This is a genomic window from Conexibacter sp. S30A1 (genome assembly GCF_023330665.1).
Taxonomy (GTDB): Bacteria; Actinomycetota; Thermoleophilia; order Solirubrobacterales; family Solirubrobacteraceae; genus Palsa-465.
In genome coordinates this window covers 1,594,493-1,610,354 of the sequence record NZ_CP097127.1, presented here as the reverse complement: position 1 = coordinate 1,610,354, position 15,862 = coordinate 1,594,493, and the positions used below count along the sequence as shown (strand labels likewise).

Annotated in this window: 14 protein-coding genes and 1 tRNA gene; 11 read left to right on the top strand and 4 right to left on the bottom strand. The window is 64.3% G+C overall.

Features of this window, described 5'->3' with window-relative positions; translation table 11 throughout:
* From cysS to sigH, 3 genes are all read left to right on the top strand, one after another.
* A complete protein-coding gene (cysS, locus tag M3M54_RS08005; RefSeq protein WP_249021633.1) occupies positions 1-1,353 on the top strand; it encodes a cysteine--tRNA ligase in 1,353 nt (450 codons plus the stop codon).
* Positions 1,353-2,045: a 23S rRNA (guanosine(2251)-2'-O)-methyltransferase RlmB gene (rlmB, locus tag M3M54_RS08000; protein ID WP_249021632.1), complete on the top strand. Its 693-nt coding sequence runs from the start codon at positions 1,353-1,355 to the stop codon at positions 2,043-2,045. Before cysS ends, rlmB begins: the two co-directional genes overlap by 1 nt.
* Before the next feature lie 255 nt (positions 2,046-2,300).
* The gene (gene sigH / locus M3M54_RS07995) at positions 2,301-2,951 is read left to right on the top strand and encodes an RNA polymerase sporulation sigma factor SigH (RefSeq protein WP_249021631.1); all 651 of its coding nucleotides are present in this window, start codon (positions 2,301-2,303) and stop codon (positions 2,949-2,951) included.
* On the opposite strand, the gene M3M54_RS07990 is transcribed toward sigH, so the two are convergent.
* Complete coding sequence (locus tag M3M54_RS07990) at positions 2,948-3,868, bottom strand: PHP domain-containing protein (RefSeq protein WP_249021630.1); 921 nt, start codon at positions 3,866-3,868, stop codon at positions 2,948-2,950. The genes sigH and M3M54_RS07990 overlap by 4 nt on opposite strands.
* Before the next feature lie 230 nt (positions 3,869-4,098).
* Between M3M54_RS07990 and M3M54_RS07985 the strand changes: the two genes are divergently transcribed.
* The 3 genes from M3M54_RS07985 (at position 4,099) to M3M54_RS07975 (ending at position 5,696) form a co-directional block, all read left to right on the top strand.
* Complete coding sequence (locus tag M3M54_RS07985; RefSeq protein ID WP_249021629.1) at positions 4,099-4,362, top strand: hypothetical protein; 264 nt, start codon at positions 4,099-4,101, stop codon at positions 4,360-4,362.
* A gap of 8 nt (positions 4,363-4,370) precedes the next feature.
* Positions 4,371-4,443: transfer RNA gene (locus M3M54_RS07980), tRNA-Thr, on the top strand.
* Positions 4,444-4,544: 101 nt separating this feature from the next.
* Positions 4,545-5,696 carry a site-specific integrase gene (locus M3M54_RS07975; protein WP_249021628.1) on the top strand — a complete coding sequence of 384 codons (1,152 nt, stop codon included), beginning with the start codon at positions 4,545-4,547 and terminating at the stop codon, positions 5,694-5,696.
* 154 nt (positions 5,697-5,850) lie between these two features.
* Here the strand turns inward: M3M54_RS07975 and M3M54_RS07970 are convergent, their stop codons facing one another.
* Positions 5,851-6,981: a hypothetical protein gene (locus M3M54_RS07970; RefSeq protein ID WP_249021627.1), complete on the bottom strand. Its 1,131-nt coding sequence runs from the start codon at positions 6,979-6,981 to the stop codon at positions 5,851-5,853.
* Between the two features lie 327 nt (positions 6,982-7,308).
* Here M3M54_RS07970 and M3M54_RS07965 point away from each other — a divergent pair, with 327 nt between their 5' ends.
* The 3 genes from M3M54_RS07965 to M3M54_RS07955 all read left to right on the top strand — a co-directional run bounded on the left by M3M54_RS07965 (position 7,309) and on the right by M3M54_RS07955 (position 10,326).
* Positions 7,309-8,172 carry an SHOCT domain-containing protein gene (locus tag M3M54_RS07965; RefSeq protein ID WP_249021626.1) on the top strand — a complete coding sequence of 288 codons (864 nt, stop codon included), beginning with the start codon at positions 7,309-7,311 and terminating at the stop codon, positions 8,170-8,172.
* A gap of 683 nt (positions 8,173-8,855) precedes the next feature.
* Positions 8,856-9,071, top strand: a complete 216-nt coding sequence (locus tag M3M54_RS07960; protein WP_249021625.1) for a hypothetical protein — start codon at positions 8,856-8,858, stop codon at positions 9,069-9,071.
* 382 nt (positions 9,072-9,453) lie between these two features.
* Positions 9,454-10,326, top strand: a complete 873-nt coding sequence (locus M3M54_RS07955) for a PIN domain-containing protein (RefSeq protein WP_249021624.1) — start codon at positions 9,454-9,456, stop codon at positions 10,324-10,326.
* Between the two features lie 159 nt (positions 10,327-10,485).
* Here M3M54_RS07955 and M3M54_RS07950 read toward each other — a convergent pair whose 3' ends face one another.
* Both M3M54_RS07950 and M3M54_RS07945 read right to left on the bottom strand, forming a co-directional pair.
* Entirely contained in the window at positions 10,486-11,424 is a 939-nt protein-coding gene (locus tag M3M54_RS07950; RefSeq protein WP_249021623.1) for a hypothetical protein, read from the bottom strand.
* Between the two features lie 146 nt (positions 11,425-11,570).
* Positions 11,571-11,891 carry a M24 family metallopeptidase gene (locus M3M54_RS07945; RefSeq protein WP_256465827.1) on the bottom strand — a complete coding sequence of 107 codons (321 nt, stop codon included), beginning with the start codon at positions 11,889-11,891 and terminating at the stop codon, positions 11,571-11,573.
* A gap of 103 nt (positions 11,892-11,994) precedes the next feature.
* On the opposite strand from M3M54_RS07945, the gene M3M54_RS07940 reads away from it, so the two are divergent.
* Together M3M54_RS07940 and M3M54_RS07935 are read left to right on the top strand one after the other, a co-directional pair.
* Complete coding sequence (locus M3M54_RS07940) at positions 11,995-14,310, top strand: AAA family ATPase (protein ID WP_249021621.1); 2,316 nt, start codon at positions 11,995-11,997, stop codon at positions 14,308-14,310.
* 41 nt (positions 14,311-14,351) lie between these two features.
* Positions 14,352-15,560 (top strand): ISAzo13 family transposase, encoded by a 1,209-nt coding sequence (locus tag M3M54_RS07935; protein WP_249021617.1) that lies wholly within the window; start codon positions 14,352-14,354, stop codon positions 15,558-15,560.
* The last annotated feature ends 302 nt before the right edge of the window (positions 15,561-15,862 follow it).

Here is a 15,862-nt window from a genome sequence, read left to right as displayed (position 1 = left end):
ATGCGCGAGGTTAGATTGCATGACACGCTGAGCGGGACGGTCAGACCGCTCGAGACCAGGACGCCGGGCAAGGTCGGCATCTACTTCTGTGGCCCGACCGTGTATGGGCCAATACACGTCGGCAACGCACGGCCTTTCGTGGTCTTCTCGCTGCTCAAGCGCTTTCTGGTGCACGAGGGCTACGAGGTCACCTTGGTCTCCAACGTAACCGACGTCAACGACAAGATCTACGCCGCCGCTGCGGCCGCGGGGACGGCGTCGCAGGAGCTGGCGCGGACCATGACCGCACGCTACGTGGCGGACACCGACAGGCTCGACCTGGGTCGGCCGGACCACGAGCCGCTGGCCAGTGAGGCGGTTGAGGACATGATCGATCTGATCTCGACGCTGATCGAATCAGGCCATGCCTACGCGGTTGATGGTGATGTGTACTTCTATGTATCGAGCTATGCGGCATACGGCGAGCTCTCTCACCGACGCCTGGAGGATCTGGATCAGGGCGAGAGCGGTGACGCTGCGTCGCGCAAGCGCGATCCTGTCGACTTCGCGCTCTGGAAGGCGCGCAAAGCTGGCGAGGACACACACTGGGAGTCCCCGTGGGGGAGCGGTCGGCCGGGTTGGCACATCGAATGCTCAGCCATGGCCGAGCGGCTGCTGGGTGCCGGATTCGAGGTCCACGGTGGCGGTTCCGACCTCGTCTTTCCCCATCACGAGAACGAGGCCGCGCAGACACGTGCTGCTCGCGGCCAGCCGCTCACGCGGCTCTGGATGCACAACGGCATGGTCCGCCTCGACAGCGAGAAAATGTCAAAGTCGGTCGGTAACACGTTTCTGCTGCACCAGGCGCTCGACACCTACGGCCGTGACGCGCTGCTGGTCTACTTCTGCTCCGGGCACTACCGCCAGCCGATCGAGTTCGACCACCAGAGCCTGGTGGCCGCCCGCACGAGCGTGAAGCGTATCCGGGAGTTGGCGCGACGGCTGCAGGCCGGGAACTCACCGGCGTGGTCAGGGCCGCTTCACAAGGAGTTCTTTGATGCTCTGGCGGAGGACTTCAACACAGCTCGGGCGCTGGCCAGCGTGTTTGAGTGGGTGAGGCTCGCGAACCGCTCAGAGGACCCCGTGGGTGACAGCGACCTGCGCGAGATGCTGGGCGTGCTCGGCCTCGGGAATCTGCTCGATGGTGGCGCGCAGCCAGCACCACCGCCGCGCGCGCTGCAATTGCTTGATCAACGTGATCACGCCCGCGCTGAACGTGACTGGGCGCTCGCAGACCGCCTGCGTGACGAGCTCGGTGAGCTGGGCTGGGAGATCCGTGACGGGCCGGACGGGTCGTCGCTCGTTTCGCTGTGATGATCGTCTACGGGCGCAATCCTGTACATGAGGCGCTGCGCGGCCCGCGCAGCGTTGTCACGATCTGGGCCACCGCCAGCGCGGCTCGGGAGCCGTGGATCGAGCGGGCCGGTGTGCCGGTCATCACGCAGACCACCCAGGAGATCACGCTGAGGGCGGGCTCAGAGGGCCACCAGGGCGTTTGCGCCGAGGTATCGGCATATCGCTACGCAGCCGCAGAGGAGCTGCTCAGCGCCGGTCCGGGTGTCGTCGTGGCCCTGGATCAGGTCCAAGACCCCCAGAACCTCGGCTCCATCTGCCGCTCTGCCGAGTGCGCCGGGGCGCTCGGCGTGGTCTTGCCCGAGCGCCGCTCCGTCGAGGTGACAGCCGCTGTCTGCAAGGCGTCGGCGGGGGCGGTTGAACATCTTGCGGTGGCGCAGGTGCGCAACCTCACAGACTTTCTGCTCGCGGCCAAGAACGCCGGCTTCTGGTGCTACGGTGCGGCCGGCGAGGCAGGCCTCGACTATCGAGCCGTCGACCTAAGCGGGCCGATCGTGCTCGTCATGGGATCGGAGGGCCGTGGGCTGCGACCACGTGTGGCGGCCAGCTGTGACGCGCTGATCTCGCTGCCGCTGCGCGGACGCATCGACTCGCTGAGCGTCGGTGCCGCCGCCGCGGTGCTGCTCTACGCGGCTTGCGCGGCAGGCGTCTGACTCCTCGCCGAGCCGCCCGCCAGCGTCAACTTGACCCGTGCCCTTGACAGGCGAGCAACGTTATGCGAACCTGAGCGAAAGCATGAGTGTCAACTCAAGCTTTAGATATGAAGAGGGGATGATGTCTTGGGAGAGCTCATCATCCGGCTGGACAATCTGATAGGTAGCGGCGCCAGGGGAGGTGACGCGCCACGCAATTCCAACCGCCGAGGCCCGTCTTGGGTTTCTCTGGCGCATCCAAAGGAACGCACCGCCGTGGCTCGAATCTCAGCAAACCCCAAGCCTCAGCTACAGGTTGAGGATAGTTATCTCATAGCGCTCGCGAAGGCCGGAAGCGACGACGCCTATGACCGGCTGGTGCGCCGGTACTACCGCTTCGTGAGGCTCAAGGCGTCGTCCTACTTTCTGGTCGGCGGAGACTCCGAGGATCTGATCCAGGAGGGGCTCGTCGGCCTCTACAAGGCGATTCGTGACTACCGCAGCGACCGTGAGTCGAGCTTCCGCAGCTTCGCTGAGCTCTGCATCACTCGTCAGATCATCACCGCCGTCAAGACGGCGACGCGCAATAAGCATGCACCGCTCAACCAGTACATCTCCTTCTCAAGCACGCCGGTGAGCACGGGCGCCGACAGCGAGCCTACGCTCGATGAGATGATCGCCGGGTCCCCGGTGCATGACCCGGTCAACCAGGTGATCAGCTCCGAGGAACTGCGCGCGCTCGTGGGCTGCATCTCCACCGCCCTATCGGAGCTCGAATCGCGCGTCCTGTCGCTGTACTTGGATGGGCGCTCATACGAGGAGATCGGCAAGCGGCTCGGTTGTGAGTGCAAGACGGTTGACAACGCTCTACAGCGCGTCAAGCGCAAGATCGGAAACCACCTCAGCGAACGTGCTGTGGCGGCCTAGCTCTGAGCCCAGAGGGCTCCGAGATCGGGCCGCAGGCCGTAGGTCGGGAACGCGCCGAAGCGGTGAAACAGCGGGTGGTGGGGCCCGTGGAAGTCAGATGAACCGGTGGTGAGCAGACCGAGCGACGCGGCTTCACGTACCAGCAGCTCGGTCTGCACACGGCTGTGGGTGAGATAAAAGGCCTCGACGCCGTCGAGGCCAAGCCCGGCGAAGCGTCTCAGGGTCGAGCTGACCTGGTCTGCGGTTGCGAGGTCCCAGAACGGATGTGCCCAGACGGCGAGACCGCCGGCGGCGTGTAGTACATCTATCGCCTCGGCCACGGACGGCGCGGCGCGTGGCACGTATGCGGGTTTTCCTTCCACCAGGTAGGCGACCAGAAAGTCCGTCGCGCTGCGCAGCCCTTCGCGGGCCAGGCGGGCCGAGTTGGCCGGATCGCTGAAGACCGCCTGCGCAAGGTGCGGGCGTCCGACGCTCGCGCCGGTGGCGCGTCGAGCGTCGATGCCGCTGCGGTCAAGCCGCCAGCCGGATCGCTCGACGGCTTCACACATGCGTTCGGTCCGCCGTGTTCGATCCTCCCGCGAGCGCGCGAGTTGCGCCAGCAGCTGCGCGTGCTCCGGGTCGATGCCGTAACCGCAGACGTGCAGATCGGGGCCGGCCGTGTCGAGCACGGAGATCTCTACGCCGGTCAGCAGCTCAAGGCCGTGGTCACCTGCGGCGGCTGCCGCCTGGGCCAGGCCGGCGACGGTGTCGTGGTCGGTGAGCGCCAGTAGCCCGATCCCCGCGCTCGCGGCTAGGCCGACCACCTGTGCCGGGGCAAGCTCGCCGTCGGAGTAGGTCGAGTGTGACTGCAGATCGAAACGTTGTGTCGGCGCGCCGGGATCGGCTAGCGCCGGGGCTGTTTCGCGTGAGGGCCTCATCAGTGCGACCGTAGTGCATCGGAGCTGGGGTGGGCGTGTGCACTCTATTAGGGCACCCTAAGTCGTGCTACGTTCTGCCGGCACTCATTCCGACTGACGCAGTCGGACTAGGTAGCGCCACAGGTTCCCCATCCGCCCAGCCCGTGCAGACAGACAGAGCGCGTTCCGCGGCGTACCGGCGGCGGACCCAGAGAGTGCGCTTCTAGGTCTGGCTGGCGCTGCTCCGGGTGGTGCTGTTCGTGATGGTCGGTGAGGAGGTGCAGGAGATGCAGCTGGCGGGCTGGATCGGCGGCACGACGACCGGCCACTGGCCGGGTTGGCTGGGGCAGTGGTTCTCGCTGTCCGCCAACGTCCAGACGGTTGCCGCGCAGGCGGGGGCGGTGGCGACCGCGCTCGGCTCCTATCTGCTTGCGCAGTATCTGCGCGTCTGGCGGCCGCGGCGTCGCGGCCTGCGGGCCGCGACTGTGGCACTGACGCCGCCCGTGCCAAACTGAGCGCTCCAGCCCGCTTGGCGCAATTGGTAGCGCACCTCACTTGTAATGAGGCGGTTGTCGGTTCGAGTCCGACAGCGGGCTTGACAAAAAGCCTGTAAACGAGCACTTTCGTAGTTTGTGACAAGGACGGCTCGGGCGAATATGTCCCGAATATGTCCCAAGGAAGTCGTAAGATTTGCGACATGGTGGCCGCGGGCAAGCCGGTTTCGGGACATGTCTTCCGGGTAGAGCGCGCCCGCGGGCCGGTCTGGTATGCGAAGTACCGGATGCCAGACGGCACGCAGGTGCAGAAGAAGATCGGCCCTGCCTGGACCCAGCGTGGGCGTCCGTTTGACGGCTTCTACACCAAGCGTCTGGCGGAGGAGTGGTTGCGTGAGGTTCTGCACGAGGCGGCACGCGGTGAGCTTCAAGCCCAGACGCGGACGGGCGTGATGTTCGAGCAGGCGGCTGCTGAATGGTTGCGCTACGTCGAGGTTGATCGCCAGCGCAAGCCCTCAACGCTGGCTGGGTACCGTTGGATCGTCTCAGGGCAGCTGGTGCCGGCGTTTGGCGGGTTGGCGGTTGAGGCGGTCACGACCGGGGTGATCGAGCGGTGGCTCGGGTCGCTTGGTGGGGCGGCGAGTTCGAGGCGCAAGTACTTGGTTGTGCTCCACGGGGTATTGAGGCGTGCTCGTAAGGTGTGGGGGCTTGACTCTAACGCTGCAGCTGAGGTGGAGAAGCCGCCGTTGACGCGGGGCGCGGAGATCCAGGTGTTCTCACCCGAGGAGATCTGGGCGTTGGTCAGAGCCTCGGCGAGTGAGCAGGACGCGGCGCTCTACCTCACGGCGGCGTTCACGGGGCTGCGGATGGGGGAGCTGATCGCGTTGTGCTGGCGGGACGTGGACTTCACCGGGTCCGCGATCCGCGTGCACGCCAGTTACGCCCGTGGTGCGCTGACCACACCAAAGTCCGGGAAGGTCCGTGCCGTTCCGATGGCCCCGGATGTCGCTTCAGCGCTGGCGCAGCTCGGCAAGCGGGAGCACTGGGTCAGTGATGACGATCTGGTGTTTGCGGGCGAGACCGGCGGGCACCTCGACGGCTCCGCGCTGCGCCGCCGCTACAAGACGGCTCTTGGCGTCGCTGGGCTGAGGCCGTTGCGCTTCCATGACCTTCGCCACACCTTCGGAACAAGGATGATCGCCACCGCCGACATACGCCGGGTGCAGGAATGGATGGGGCACGCCGACATCCAGACAACGATGCGCTACCTGCACTACGCGCCGCGCGCCGAGGACGCACAGCTTGTCGCCCAAGCATTCAAGGTCAACGCCGGCTGGAGAGACACCGTCGGTTGAGTAGCCGCCGCCGGCGGGGACCGTAACCCGACGCGGTGCTCGTAGGGCACGGCAAGGTCAACACGCCGGACGCGCTCCCGGACTCCGTGCTGACGCGCCGTGCATGAGGACGATGAGAACACCACGTTGCCAAAGCGAACGCCTTGGCAGGCCGTCATTGATGTTCAAAGCGATCACGGGTGCTCGCGGCAGTTGACTCGTTCTGGGAGCTGACTGTGAGTTGCGCGCGGGCGACGAAGTATGGCTCGATCGCTTCACGGCGCGCTCGCTCCCAGTCGTTGACGACCAGCTGGCAGGGAACCGATGGCCAGTTTCTCGCGAGTTTCCGGTTGCCCGCCAGCGCGCTGAGGCGGTCGAGTAGATCGTCTGCGAGTTGCGTGGCGCCGAGGTCACGGAATACCTGGAGGTTTGTCATGAACTCGTAGCTCGAGCCGAGAACCGAGATTCCGCTTTCGTCTCTGACGCCCGGCATCGGTGCCGGCCGATACCTGCGGCCGGTTGGGACGTCTGTTACCCGCAGGTGCAGATCCATGGCGAGCGCGTCCATCAACGTGATCAGCTCGTGGAAGCCGGCGGGCGCGTTGGCCGGATCGAACGGGACGGCGGCTGCGCGGCGGGAGCGCTTGGTGGCGCGTGCCGCCTCGGTCTGTCCGATAGCACGCGGAACGATCGTCTGACGCGAGCCGTCCGCCTCGATGTACTGCTTGACCTCGATCGCGAACACCTCGGTCTCGGTCATCCGCCGGTTCAGAAACTCGATGATCGTGCGCAGCTCGCTGGCGATCTCATCTGCAACGAACACCAGCCGGATCCGGTCTGCCGCAAGATTGGTCTGAACCGTCGCCCAATACGCGGCCTCGTCGTCAACACCGAGCGTCGCCAGCAGCGTCTCCGCGGCGCTGCTCCCAGCGCGCGCGGCCTCGTCCTCAAACCACGATCGCAGCAGCTCAACCCGCCAGAACGCGGTCGCGTTCGCCGCATAGTCGAGCATCTGCGCGACCACCTCCCGTCGCGCCCGCGTGTCCGAACTGCGTTTGACCTCCACAAGCGTCGGTACACCTCCGGCGTCCAGAAACAGATGATCAAGCGACCAACGGTCGCTCGAATCACCAGCATCCGGGATGCCAGCCTCCCTTCGCACGAGCACCCAGCCTCCCGTGCTCTCACCGCCCGCAAGGATCTCAGGATGCTCGGCAAGCAGACTCTGAAGAACCGCCTCAGCGTCGTATTTCGCCTCGCGCATCACAACGAACTCATCACCGTCGCGAAGATAGATCGCAGACACCGAAACCGAGACTATCTCGCCCCACTCAAACCAGGCGCGTCAGCTCCGGGTGATGCCCCGTCGGGTAGGTCCGGCGCCTCGCGGCGCCGGACCTACCCGACGGGTTGTCGCGCGTCGAGCCACGAGGCGGTGACAGGCTCAGGCCATGCTACGGCCGCGAGTCGGCTCTTTGCGTCCGGATGGGGCGGCTGGCCCCGGGCGGGCACCCCTGCGGAACCAAGGTTCGGGAGATTGTTATGCCATGTGGCCGTGGCGTGAGTTACGAGACTCTCGGGGCTGAGGTGCGTCTGCAGTCTGGGTCGCGAGTGTTTAGACTCGGCGTTCGCGATGTCCACTAAGACGCGCTATCGGGTGGCGAACTATGGGGGCGGCTTCGCGGACACGAAGCCGATCGTCGGCGAGGCCGGAACCGTCACGCTCGAAGGGATCAAATGGACCCTGAAGCTCGGTCGCAGGAAGATCACTGATCGGCTTGAGATGTGGCCGTTCGAGGTCGAGCCCATCGACTCGGATTCGTGCCGTGTGACGGTGCACCGGGCGAGCGATCCGGGGGTCGCGATCACGTTTGATGTGCCGGGCACCAGCGCTGAGGTGTTGCGAGCTGATCTTCAAGAGCGGGGCTGTGGCTATGACGTCCTAATGGATGAGGCCGACGACCGCCGAGCGCTCAAGGATCAGGGTGCCTGGTGGGTTGACGTGCCACCGTATCTGGCTTTGATTGGGTGCCATTGGACGGGTGCCAAGAACACGAAGGAGACGGGCGATCTTCGTGTAACGGCCGAGGGGTTTGAGTACAAGGCGACACTCGGCTCGCGGGTTCGGATTCCGTGGGCGGCCGTAGAAGACATCGACGTCAGCAACCAGGCCACCCGGCGTGTAACCGCCACGCGGGTACTTGCCGTTGGTGTGCTCGCGCTTGCTGCTCAGAAGAGCGAGGTGCTGAGGTACGTCCACATCGCGGACAAGAACACGGTGTTCACGTTCGCTATCAAAGCACCGCAGGACAAGGTCCTCGCGGCGATGCGGCCCGTGCTCGACGCGCTCAATCGACAGGCCCAACCCGAACCGGCACAACCAAGGACTGCGGTGGGGTCGGTGGCTGACGAGCTTGCAAAGCTCGCCAGCCTACGAGATAGCGGTGTTCTCAGCGACGAGGAGTTCGCCGCACAGAAGGCAAAGCTCCTCGGGTGAACCGAACGGCCGAGCGAGGCCGGCACTGAGTATCAACACGCCGTGCCGCGGCTATTGCTTCGGTGTCCGGCAGGCGCAACCGCGCGCTATCGGAAAGGCGACGTAGGAGAACGCGGCGGTCTCCGGCGCCCAGCGGTCGCTGTGCCACTTGCACGCGCACCCGAACCCCCGATCGCCGAGCCTAAACGTGAGGCGAGCGACCGCCCAGCACGCGAGCTGGAGCATGTGATCGAGCCGGTGCTCGAACATGACCTCGGCTGGGACATCTGGGCCCGCGCGACCCGGACGCACGGACCCGCTCCGCGCCCGCGGAAACTTCACCGAGCGGAGCGAGGTCCCAAGCGACCGTCTCCGCGCGCGTGAAACAGTCGTTACGAGAACCGGCCGGCGGCGACACTAGCCCTTCCCTTTCAGGCAAACATCATCAGCTGCCAGCAGCGCCCCTCGCCTGCCGGCTCGCCACCAGCGCACATGCTAGCCCCCGTGGCGCGGTGCCATACGCTTGCGCCAAGCCCGTTCGGGAGAGACCGCGTGGCAGACCACGACAACCAAGACGACCAGGCTGAAGGCGACGGCGAAGGCGCACGCGACCAAGCCACCACGAGATGGAGCGAGACCCGGGCCCAGCGCCAGATCAACGAGCGCGACGCCGCCGCCTACCAACGGCTCATGGGGAAGCACGCTTGTATGAATGGTGGGAGCAACGACATCCCGCCACAACCCACATCACAGAACTCTTCGGCAGCCCCACCGAGTGCACCAACCACCTCTGGCTCGCCACGCTCGGCGAAAAGGTCGCCGCAATTGGCGGACACCTCGAACTCGTCGCCGTGTTCGGCGACGAGACCCTGACACTCCTACGCGAGCCAGGACCCGGAAACCCTGAACCCGCTGCCTGACCCCGGACCCCGAGGGGCCGGTACGCTCACGATTCACAGCTGGTGGCCACCAGGGCGACGCCTCGGGAGCCTCGCCGAACTCCCTGTCCGGACACCCCGGTCCCCGGCACGCCCGGGCCGGATCGCGGTCACAAGAGCCACGGCAACGAGCCGCGCTAACGGCATGCGGCGCGGAGTGGAGGTGCGTCACTGACGAGCGAGCACCGTAAAGCAGCCGGCGTCGCCGGTATCTACCAAGATCTAGAACCTCTCCGATCGGTCCAACGTGAGGTGCCTCGAGATAATCGACTGCATGCGCGACGAGGGGATCGTGCGGCGCTGAAGCAGCGGCACCTTTGCCGACCGCAACCTTCCATGCTGTGGATGACCCAAGCCGCTGGATATGTCCCTGCGCGACGATTACGCTCCAACGATCTCGCCCGGACCCTACCCACGACTGCGGCTCAAGCCGCGCACTTCGGCGGCTCAGACGATCGCAAGTCTGGAGCAGCTGATCAACAAAGCTCGCGATATAACGAGTCACGCCGACGGGCCGGCCGACGTTGTTGTGGATCGCCTCCGAAACGGTTATGCCGACTGGGTTGAGCAGGTTGAAGACGTGCTGCACAGCGCGACCTATTGGACCGACTGGTCTTCGCTGCTGTTCACCGATCGGTACTGGCATATCCGCGACATGGCGTCCGCGGTCTCAAGACCGCATCCACTGGTCGACCACGAGATCCGGCGCCAGACGGCGTGGTTACAGGGGGCCGTTGATGACCTGAAGTCGCGGGTCGCGCGAGCTGACCTCGCGACCGGCGCTCCGGCAGTCGTCGACACGAACGTACTGCTGCACTTCATGCCGCTCGATCAGATCCCTTGGCCCGAGGTAGTCGGAATGCGGGAGGTCCGTCTGATCTTGCCGCTACGGGTTGTCGAGGAACTCGACTCGAAGAAGTACGACCAATCAAAGCTGGCGGCCAAACGAGCAAGAAGCATCCTGCCGCGCATCGAGGAACTCGTCGGTCCAGCCGGCGAGCCAGGGAACGTCCGAGAGAACGTCACGCTGGAAGTTCTCGTCGATGCAGGTCCTCGCTTCCGCTCAGGCGACGCGGACGACGAAATCCTGTCGGTCACGCAAGAACTCCCGCTGATCTACGGCGCTCAGACGTGTCTTATAACGGGCGACACGGGGATGAAGCTCCGCGCGCACGCACGCAGGATTCCAATCGTGTCGCTCCCCGACCAGTACCGGCGGCAAGGCGACAGCGTCTAGCACCGGCGGCGGGCACGCCGGTCGAGATGCTCTTTGGCGGCTGCAGGCGGGCTTCGATGCGATCGAGATTCGCATAAGCATGCTTGCGGTATGTGGCCTGCCCCCGAGGTCGCCCAGGTGATGAGAGCCGCGCCGGCATCGGACGGGCTGAGGATCGGCTCAGAGCCGGTCCTGGAGCTCAAGGAGGACCGCCATCGCCTCTGTGTGAAGCTCTCCAAAGACCTCTTCAATGGTGTCGAGACCGTTCTGCGCGGTACGGATGGCGCGTTCGATGTCGCCGCGACGGTCGATGAGGCTGATGAGCTTGTCCAGTCGCTCGCTGAGTAGAGCCCCGTCCAGTGGCAGATCCCCGCTTTCGGCCTTGGCGGCGAGGGTGCGCGCGAGTTGTATGGCGACTTCGAGAGCGAGTCCGCTACCCGGTTCGTCATCGGGCTCCCACACGACCATGATCCGGTTGCCGTGGTAGTAGCGCAGCATTCCGCCCTGCATGGGTGCCCTCTCCTTGCCCGAGAACACCATAACGGCGACGTGCGCGCCACGGTTGAGCATTGCGCGATCGAGTTCTCCAAGCGCCGCCTTCAGGCTTGGGCGCTCCTTGCGTTTCTTCAGCTCGACCACGACGCGGCGTGATCGTCCCCCTGTATCACGTGGGTTGAGCGTGATGACGTAATCGCCGACCTTCTCGTCGGCGATGCCTGCCGTGGCGCCTGTGGCTTCCAACTCGTCCTCATGTGGTGCAGCAAGCCTTTCCAGCACAGGGCCGATCGCCTCCTCAAACTCAAGGCCGCGGGCACTTGAAACCTGTGTGCGCATCCGACTCAGCGACTCGATCTTCGCGGTGCGGTCATCGAGTGCGGCCACGAGACGATCTACCCGCGCTTCGACGGCCTCCACGGTTCCCATCGCGGCGCCGTGCAGCAGGATTGCTGCACCGAGTTCGATTGCGCGCACAACGATTTGCCTTGGATCCCTGCCCGCGGCAATCTCTTGTCGCACAAGCTCAACGACTGCGCCATCCACGGCGAGGTCATGGACGAGCACTTCGTTGCCGTGAAGGGCAACGGTGGCGTTATCGTCGGTTTGGTCGGCCGCGCTCATCGCGGGACAATGTTCGCACCATGCACGCCGGCCGCCAGTTGTCGCCGAAGCGATCACGTTGCTCGTGGACTGTGAGACCGCAAAGCAATAGCGGCGGCCGCTGAGCGCGGACCGGTGACCGGAGCGTTCGGGGGCTAGCTGGCCGCTCAGGCCGTCAGGACGATCGGAGCCTGATCGGTGATCACGATCGTATGCTCGAAGTGAGCGGCGCAGGATCCATCGTGAGTCTTGAGAGTCCAGCCAACGCCAGCATCGCGTATCTCGCCGCGACCGGCGGCGATGATCGGTTCGATCGTGATCACCAGACCCCGGGTGAGGCTCTGGTCGAGCCGGGGGTGATGAAAGCTCGGCACGTTCGGAGGCTCGTGGATCCGGCGACCGATCCCGTGGCCGGTGAGATCCCGACACACCGAGTACCCATAACCGGTTGGCCTCCACCGCGCGGCCGATCTCGTTGATCCGGACACCAACGCGGGCGGCTCTGATGCCGCTGTGAAGCGCTCGGCGGGTCGCGTCGGTTGCGCCTACTTCCGCGGCACCGTTCGAAGCCCTAGTCTCTTGCGCTAGCAAATGACCGCTACCGCCGACAAGCTCAGTGCCTTGTTTCTCGATGACGCATCACCGCTCCCGCTGGAAGACATCGCGCGCGCGGCGACGGGAATCGATGACGCCAGGAGTGCGGTCGAAGCGTTCTTTTCGCCGACGCCAGGGCTCGAAGAGCGGCAGGCGCGAGCTGCCCTGCTGATCCACGCGCTCAGGCGCAACCCGGAGCTCTTCGAGGGCCGTGGGCTCAAGGCACGACGCGAAGCCCTTGGTTTCGTCGGAGACGCGTTCGCGCAGCAGTTCAGGTCATGGAAGATCGCGTTCGCGGGGGAGGACTTCGAGAAGCTCCAAAGCTTGGCCTCGCTGCCCGACGCTGCTCTTAAGCAAATCGAGAACGCGGCGGCCCAGCTCGTCTCACTCACTTCCTTGGAGTCCGCTCGCGGCGAGATCCAGCGTGCTTTTGGAACCTACCGTCCGCTACTGGTTCCGCTAATACCTGCCCCTCTCGCAAAGAGCAAGCTGACTGACCTCTTCACTGCCGTTGCCGAGGTTCGTGCGACTGTGGGACCAGCGTTCCTAGCCGCCCACGCGCGCGCAAGCGAGACCATGTCTGACTTTCGACGCGACGTGGAAGCCGCCGGACCAGTCGCAATGCGCTGTTTCTCCGAGCTGCTCTCGAGGCTCGACGATGTTTTGACTGAAGTCTACGAGAAGAACGCCGCAACTCAGCCAGCAGAAGTGGAGGTGACGTCTGCTGGGAAGAAGTATCCCCTCTCTTCGATCGACGCGACGCTGCGGCTCGGCCTCATCGTCGTCAACCGTGGCCCCGGCCAAGCCCTCGACGTCCGGATAGTGGAACTTGAAGGAACAGGCCTACGCCTCGAGACCGAATCAGTGCCGCTCGGCATACTGATGCCAGACGAGCGTGCTGCCGGGACGGTGGCTGGTGTCTCGGTCGGCGAGGAGTCGTGCCTCGTGATCGGCCGTGTGGAGTGGAGCAACAGTGACGGCAGCGCGAACTCGGCGCCATTCGAGGTGATGTTTGAGTCACAACGCTCCGACATTGACTGGGATCACCTTCGCCAGCGCTACGACCTTGAACCGGTGCGAACCAAGCAAGAGCTCGTAGGACGAGCGGAGCTGCTAAGAGAGCTCGTTGACCTGGTGGGCGAACGGAGTGTCGGCAATGCCTTTGTGACCGGGCAAAAGCGGGTCGGTAAGACGTCGATCGCGCTTACGTTTCAAAGCCAGTTCTCAATCGATGATGACATCGCCGTGGTTTACCTGGAAGCCGGCGCCTACATACGTCCCTCCGCCGAAGGGACAATTGCAGCGATGGGAACTGCTGTTGCATCGGAGCTAACAGCCACGGGCCCTCGCTTCTCAGACATCCCGATCCCGGATTTTGAGGCGACTCTCGCTCCCCTCCGAGGCATCGTCGGACAGATGCGCCAGCGCGTCCCGAAGCTTCGCGTGATCGTGATCCTTGACGAGTTTGATGAACTCCCGCGTGCGCTGTACCGCCGAGGTGACATAGGCGATGCGTTCTTTGTCGCGCTTCGGACACTCGCCAGTCAGCAGCACATCGGATTCGTGCTGGTCGGGGGCGAAAAGATGGGGCCTATCATCGACGCTCAAGGCGACCAGCTGAACAAGTTCGAATCCGTGCCAGTCACCTATCTAGATCGCGAGCGCCACTGGGACGACTTCAGCGACTTGATCCGCCAGCCAGTCGCGGACTGCTTTGAGGTCACCGACGAGGCGATAGTTGCGATGTACGACCACACCGCTGGACACCCCTATTTCACGAAACTCATCTGCCGCGCCCTCTTCAAGCTCGCAGTGAATCGTCGAGACGCGCACATCACGGCGCAAGAGGTGGTAGATGCAACCGCCGATGCGCTCGACGGCGCGAGCGTCACAAACTTCATCCATTTCTGGGAAGACGGGGTACTTGAGTCCGCCGAGAAGGTAGAAGACATCTCAGTCCGTCGTCGTAAGGTCCTTCTCGCCTACGCCGAGGCTCGAGAGTGCGGTGATCGCACAGTGGATGCTGTCGTCGAGCGCGCAGCAACGTTCGGACTTGCGGATCAGGCGACGAAGGAGACACTCCGAGAGTTCGAGCGCCGCGGTGTTCTAGAGGTCGTTGATGGGTGCGCACGAACGAAGGTGCGGTTTTTCGACATGTGGCTGGAACGTTACGGCCGAAACGCGATCACGACAACTTTTACGGATCCAGATGCGGTTCTAAACGCCAAGCTCCGAGAGATGGAGCAGAGAGTGTCCTCTGAGGAGATCTCAGACGTAATCAAGCACTGGGGCCACTACGGAGGCGTCAGATAATAAGTCAAGGAGTTTTGTGGGTTGTGTAGAACTCTTTGTGTGTGATCGATGAGCGTGCGATCGGGGAGCGTTACCGGGCGTTGGCTGGTGATCTGAACGAGCGTCAGCGGCGGTTGTGGGCTGGTGCGGAGGCGCTTTCGCATGGTCGTGGTGGTCAGGCGGCGGTGGTTCGTGCGACTGGCCTGAATGAGGGAACGGTCCGCCGTGGTGTGCGTGAGGTCCAGGCTGGCGAGTCGATCGAGCACGGCCGGGTTCGTGTGCGTGGTGGGGGCCCGAAGGCGTTGAGTGAGAGCGATCCGACGTTGCTGACGGATCTTGAGCGGCTTGTCCGGGATGATGCTCGTGGTGACCCGCAGTCGCCGCTTCTGTGGACCGCGAAGAGCGTCAGGTCGATCGCTCGTGCGCTACGCGATCAAGGCCATCAGGTCAGCCACGAGACGGTCGCGCGGTATCTGCGGTCCCTTGGTTACAGCTTGCAGGCCAACCGCAAGACCAAGGAGGGATCTAGTCATCCCGATCGTGACGCTCAGTTTCGTCATATCAACCAGACCGTCCAGACGGCGCTCAGCGCTGGGCAGCCGGCGGTGTCTGTGGACACCAAGAAGAAGGAGCTGGTCGGGGACTTCAAGAACGGTGGGCGCGAGTGGCGAGCGAAGGGCGATCCGATCCCGGTTCGGGTTCATGATTTCAAGGACCAACAGCTGGGCAAGGTCAACCCTTACGGTGTCTATGACATCGCCAACGACGAGGGGTGGGTGAGCGTCGGGATCGACGCCGACACTGCACAGTTCGCGGTCGCGTCGATCCGAAGCTGGTGGGAGCAGCTCGGCAAACCGCGCTACCCCAACGCTGAGACCTTGACGATCACCGCGGACTGTGGCGGCTCTAACGGTTACCGGACCAGGCTTTGGAAGACCGAGCTACAGCGCTTCGCTGATCAGACCGGCCTGCAGATCCAGGTCTGCCACTTCCCGCCCGGAACGTCGAAGTGGAACAAGATCGAGCACCGCCTGTTCAGCTACATCTCAAGAAACTGGCGTGGACGGCCGCTCGTCTCTCGTCAAGTGATCGTCGAGCTGATCGGCGCGACGACCTCAACCGCGGGGTTGAAGGTCTACGCCCAGCTCGATGAGAACACCTACCAGCGGGGCGTCGAAGTCCCCGACGCTGAACTGGCCGCGGTCAACCTAACCCCGGACGAGTTCCACGGCGAGTGGAACTACCTCATCAAACCGCGACTTATCGACTGACGCTTCCTACAGGGGGCAGCAGGTCAGCGCCGACCACGTTCGGCAATGGCTTAACCAGTTCGACGGCGTACGGGAGCAACGGCTTATGTTCGGCGTCCTAGAGGCGGTCAACTTCTACGACGGAGGACGGATCCGGGAGAAGCTCGCCGAAGCCCACGCGGTCGCCGTACGTGGGGTTCGCCAACGCCTCGAATCAGGACGCCTCAAGAGGGACGAATTCGTCGTCTCATATTTGGGCGGACCAGCTAAAAGCGGGGCCCGGTATGCGCGCCTGTATGCCGACCAAAACAACATTTACGCTG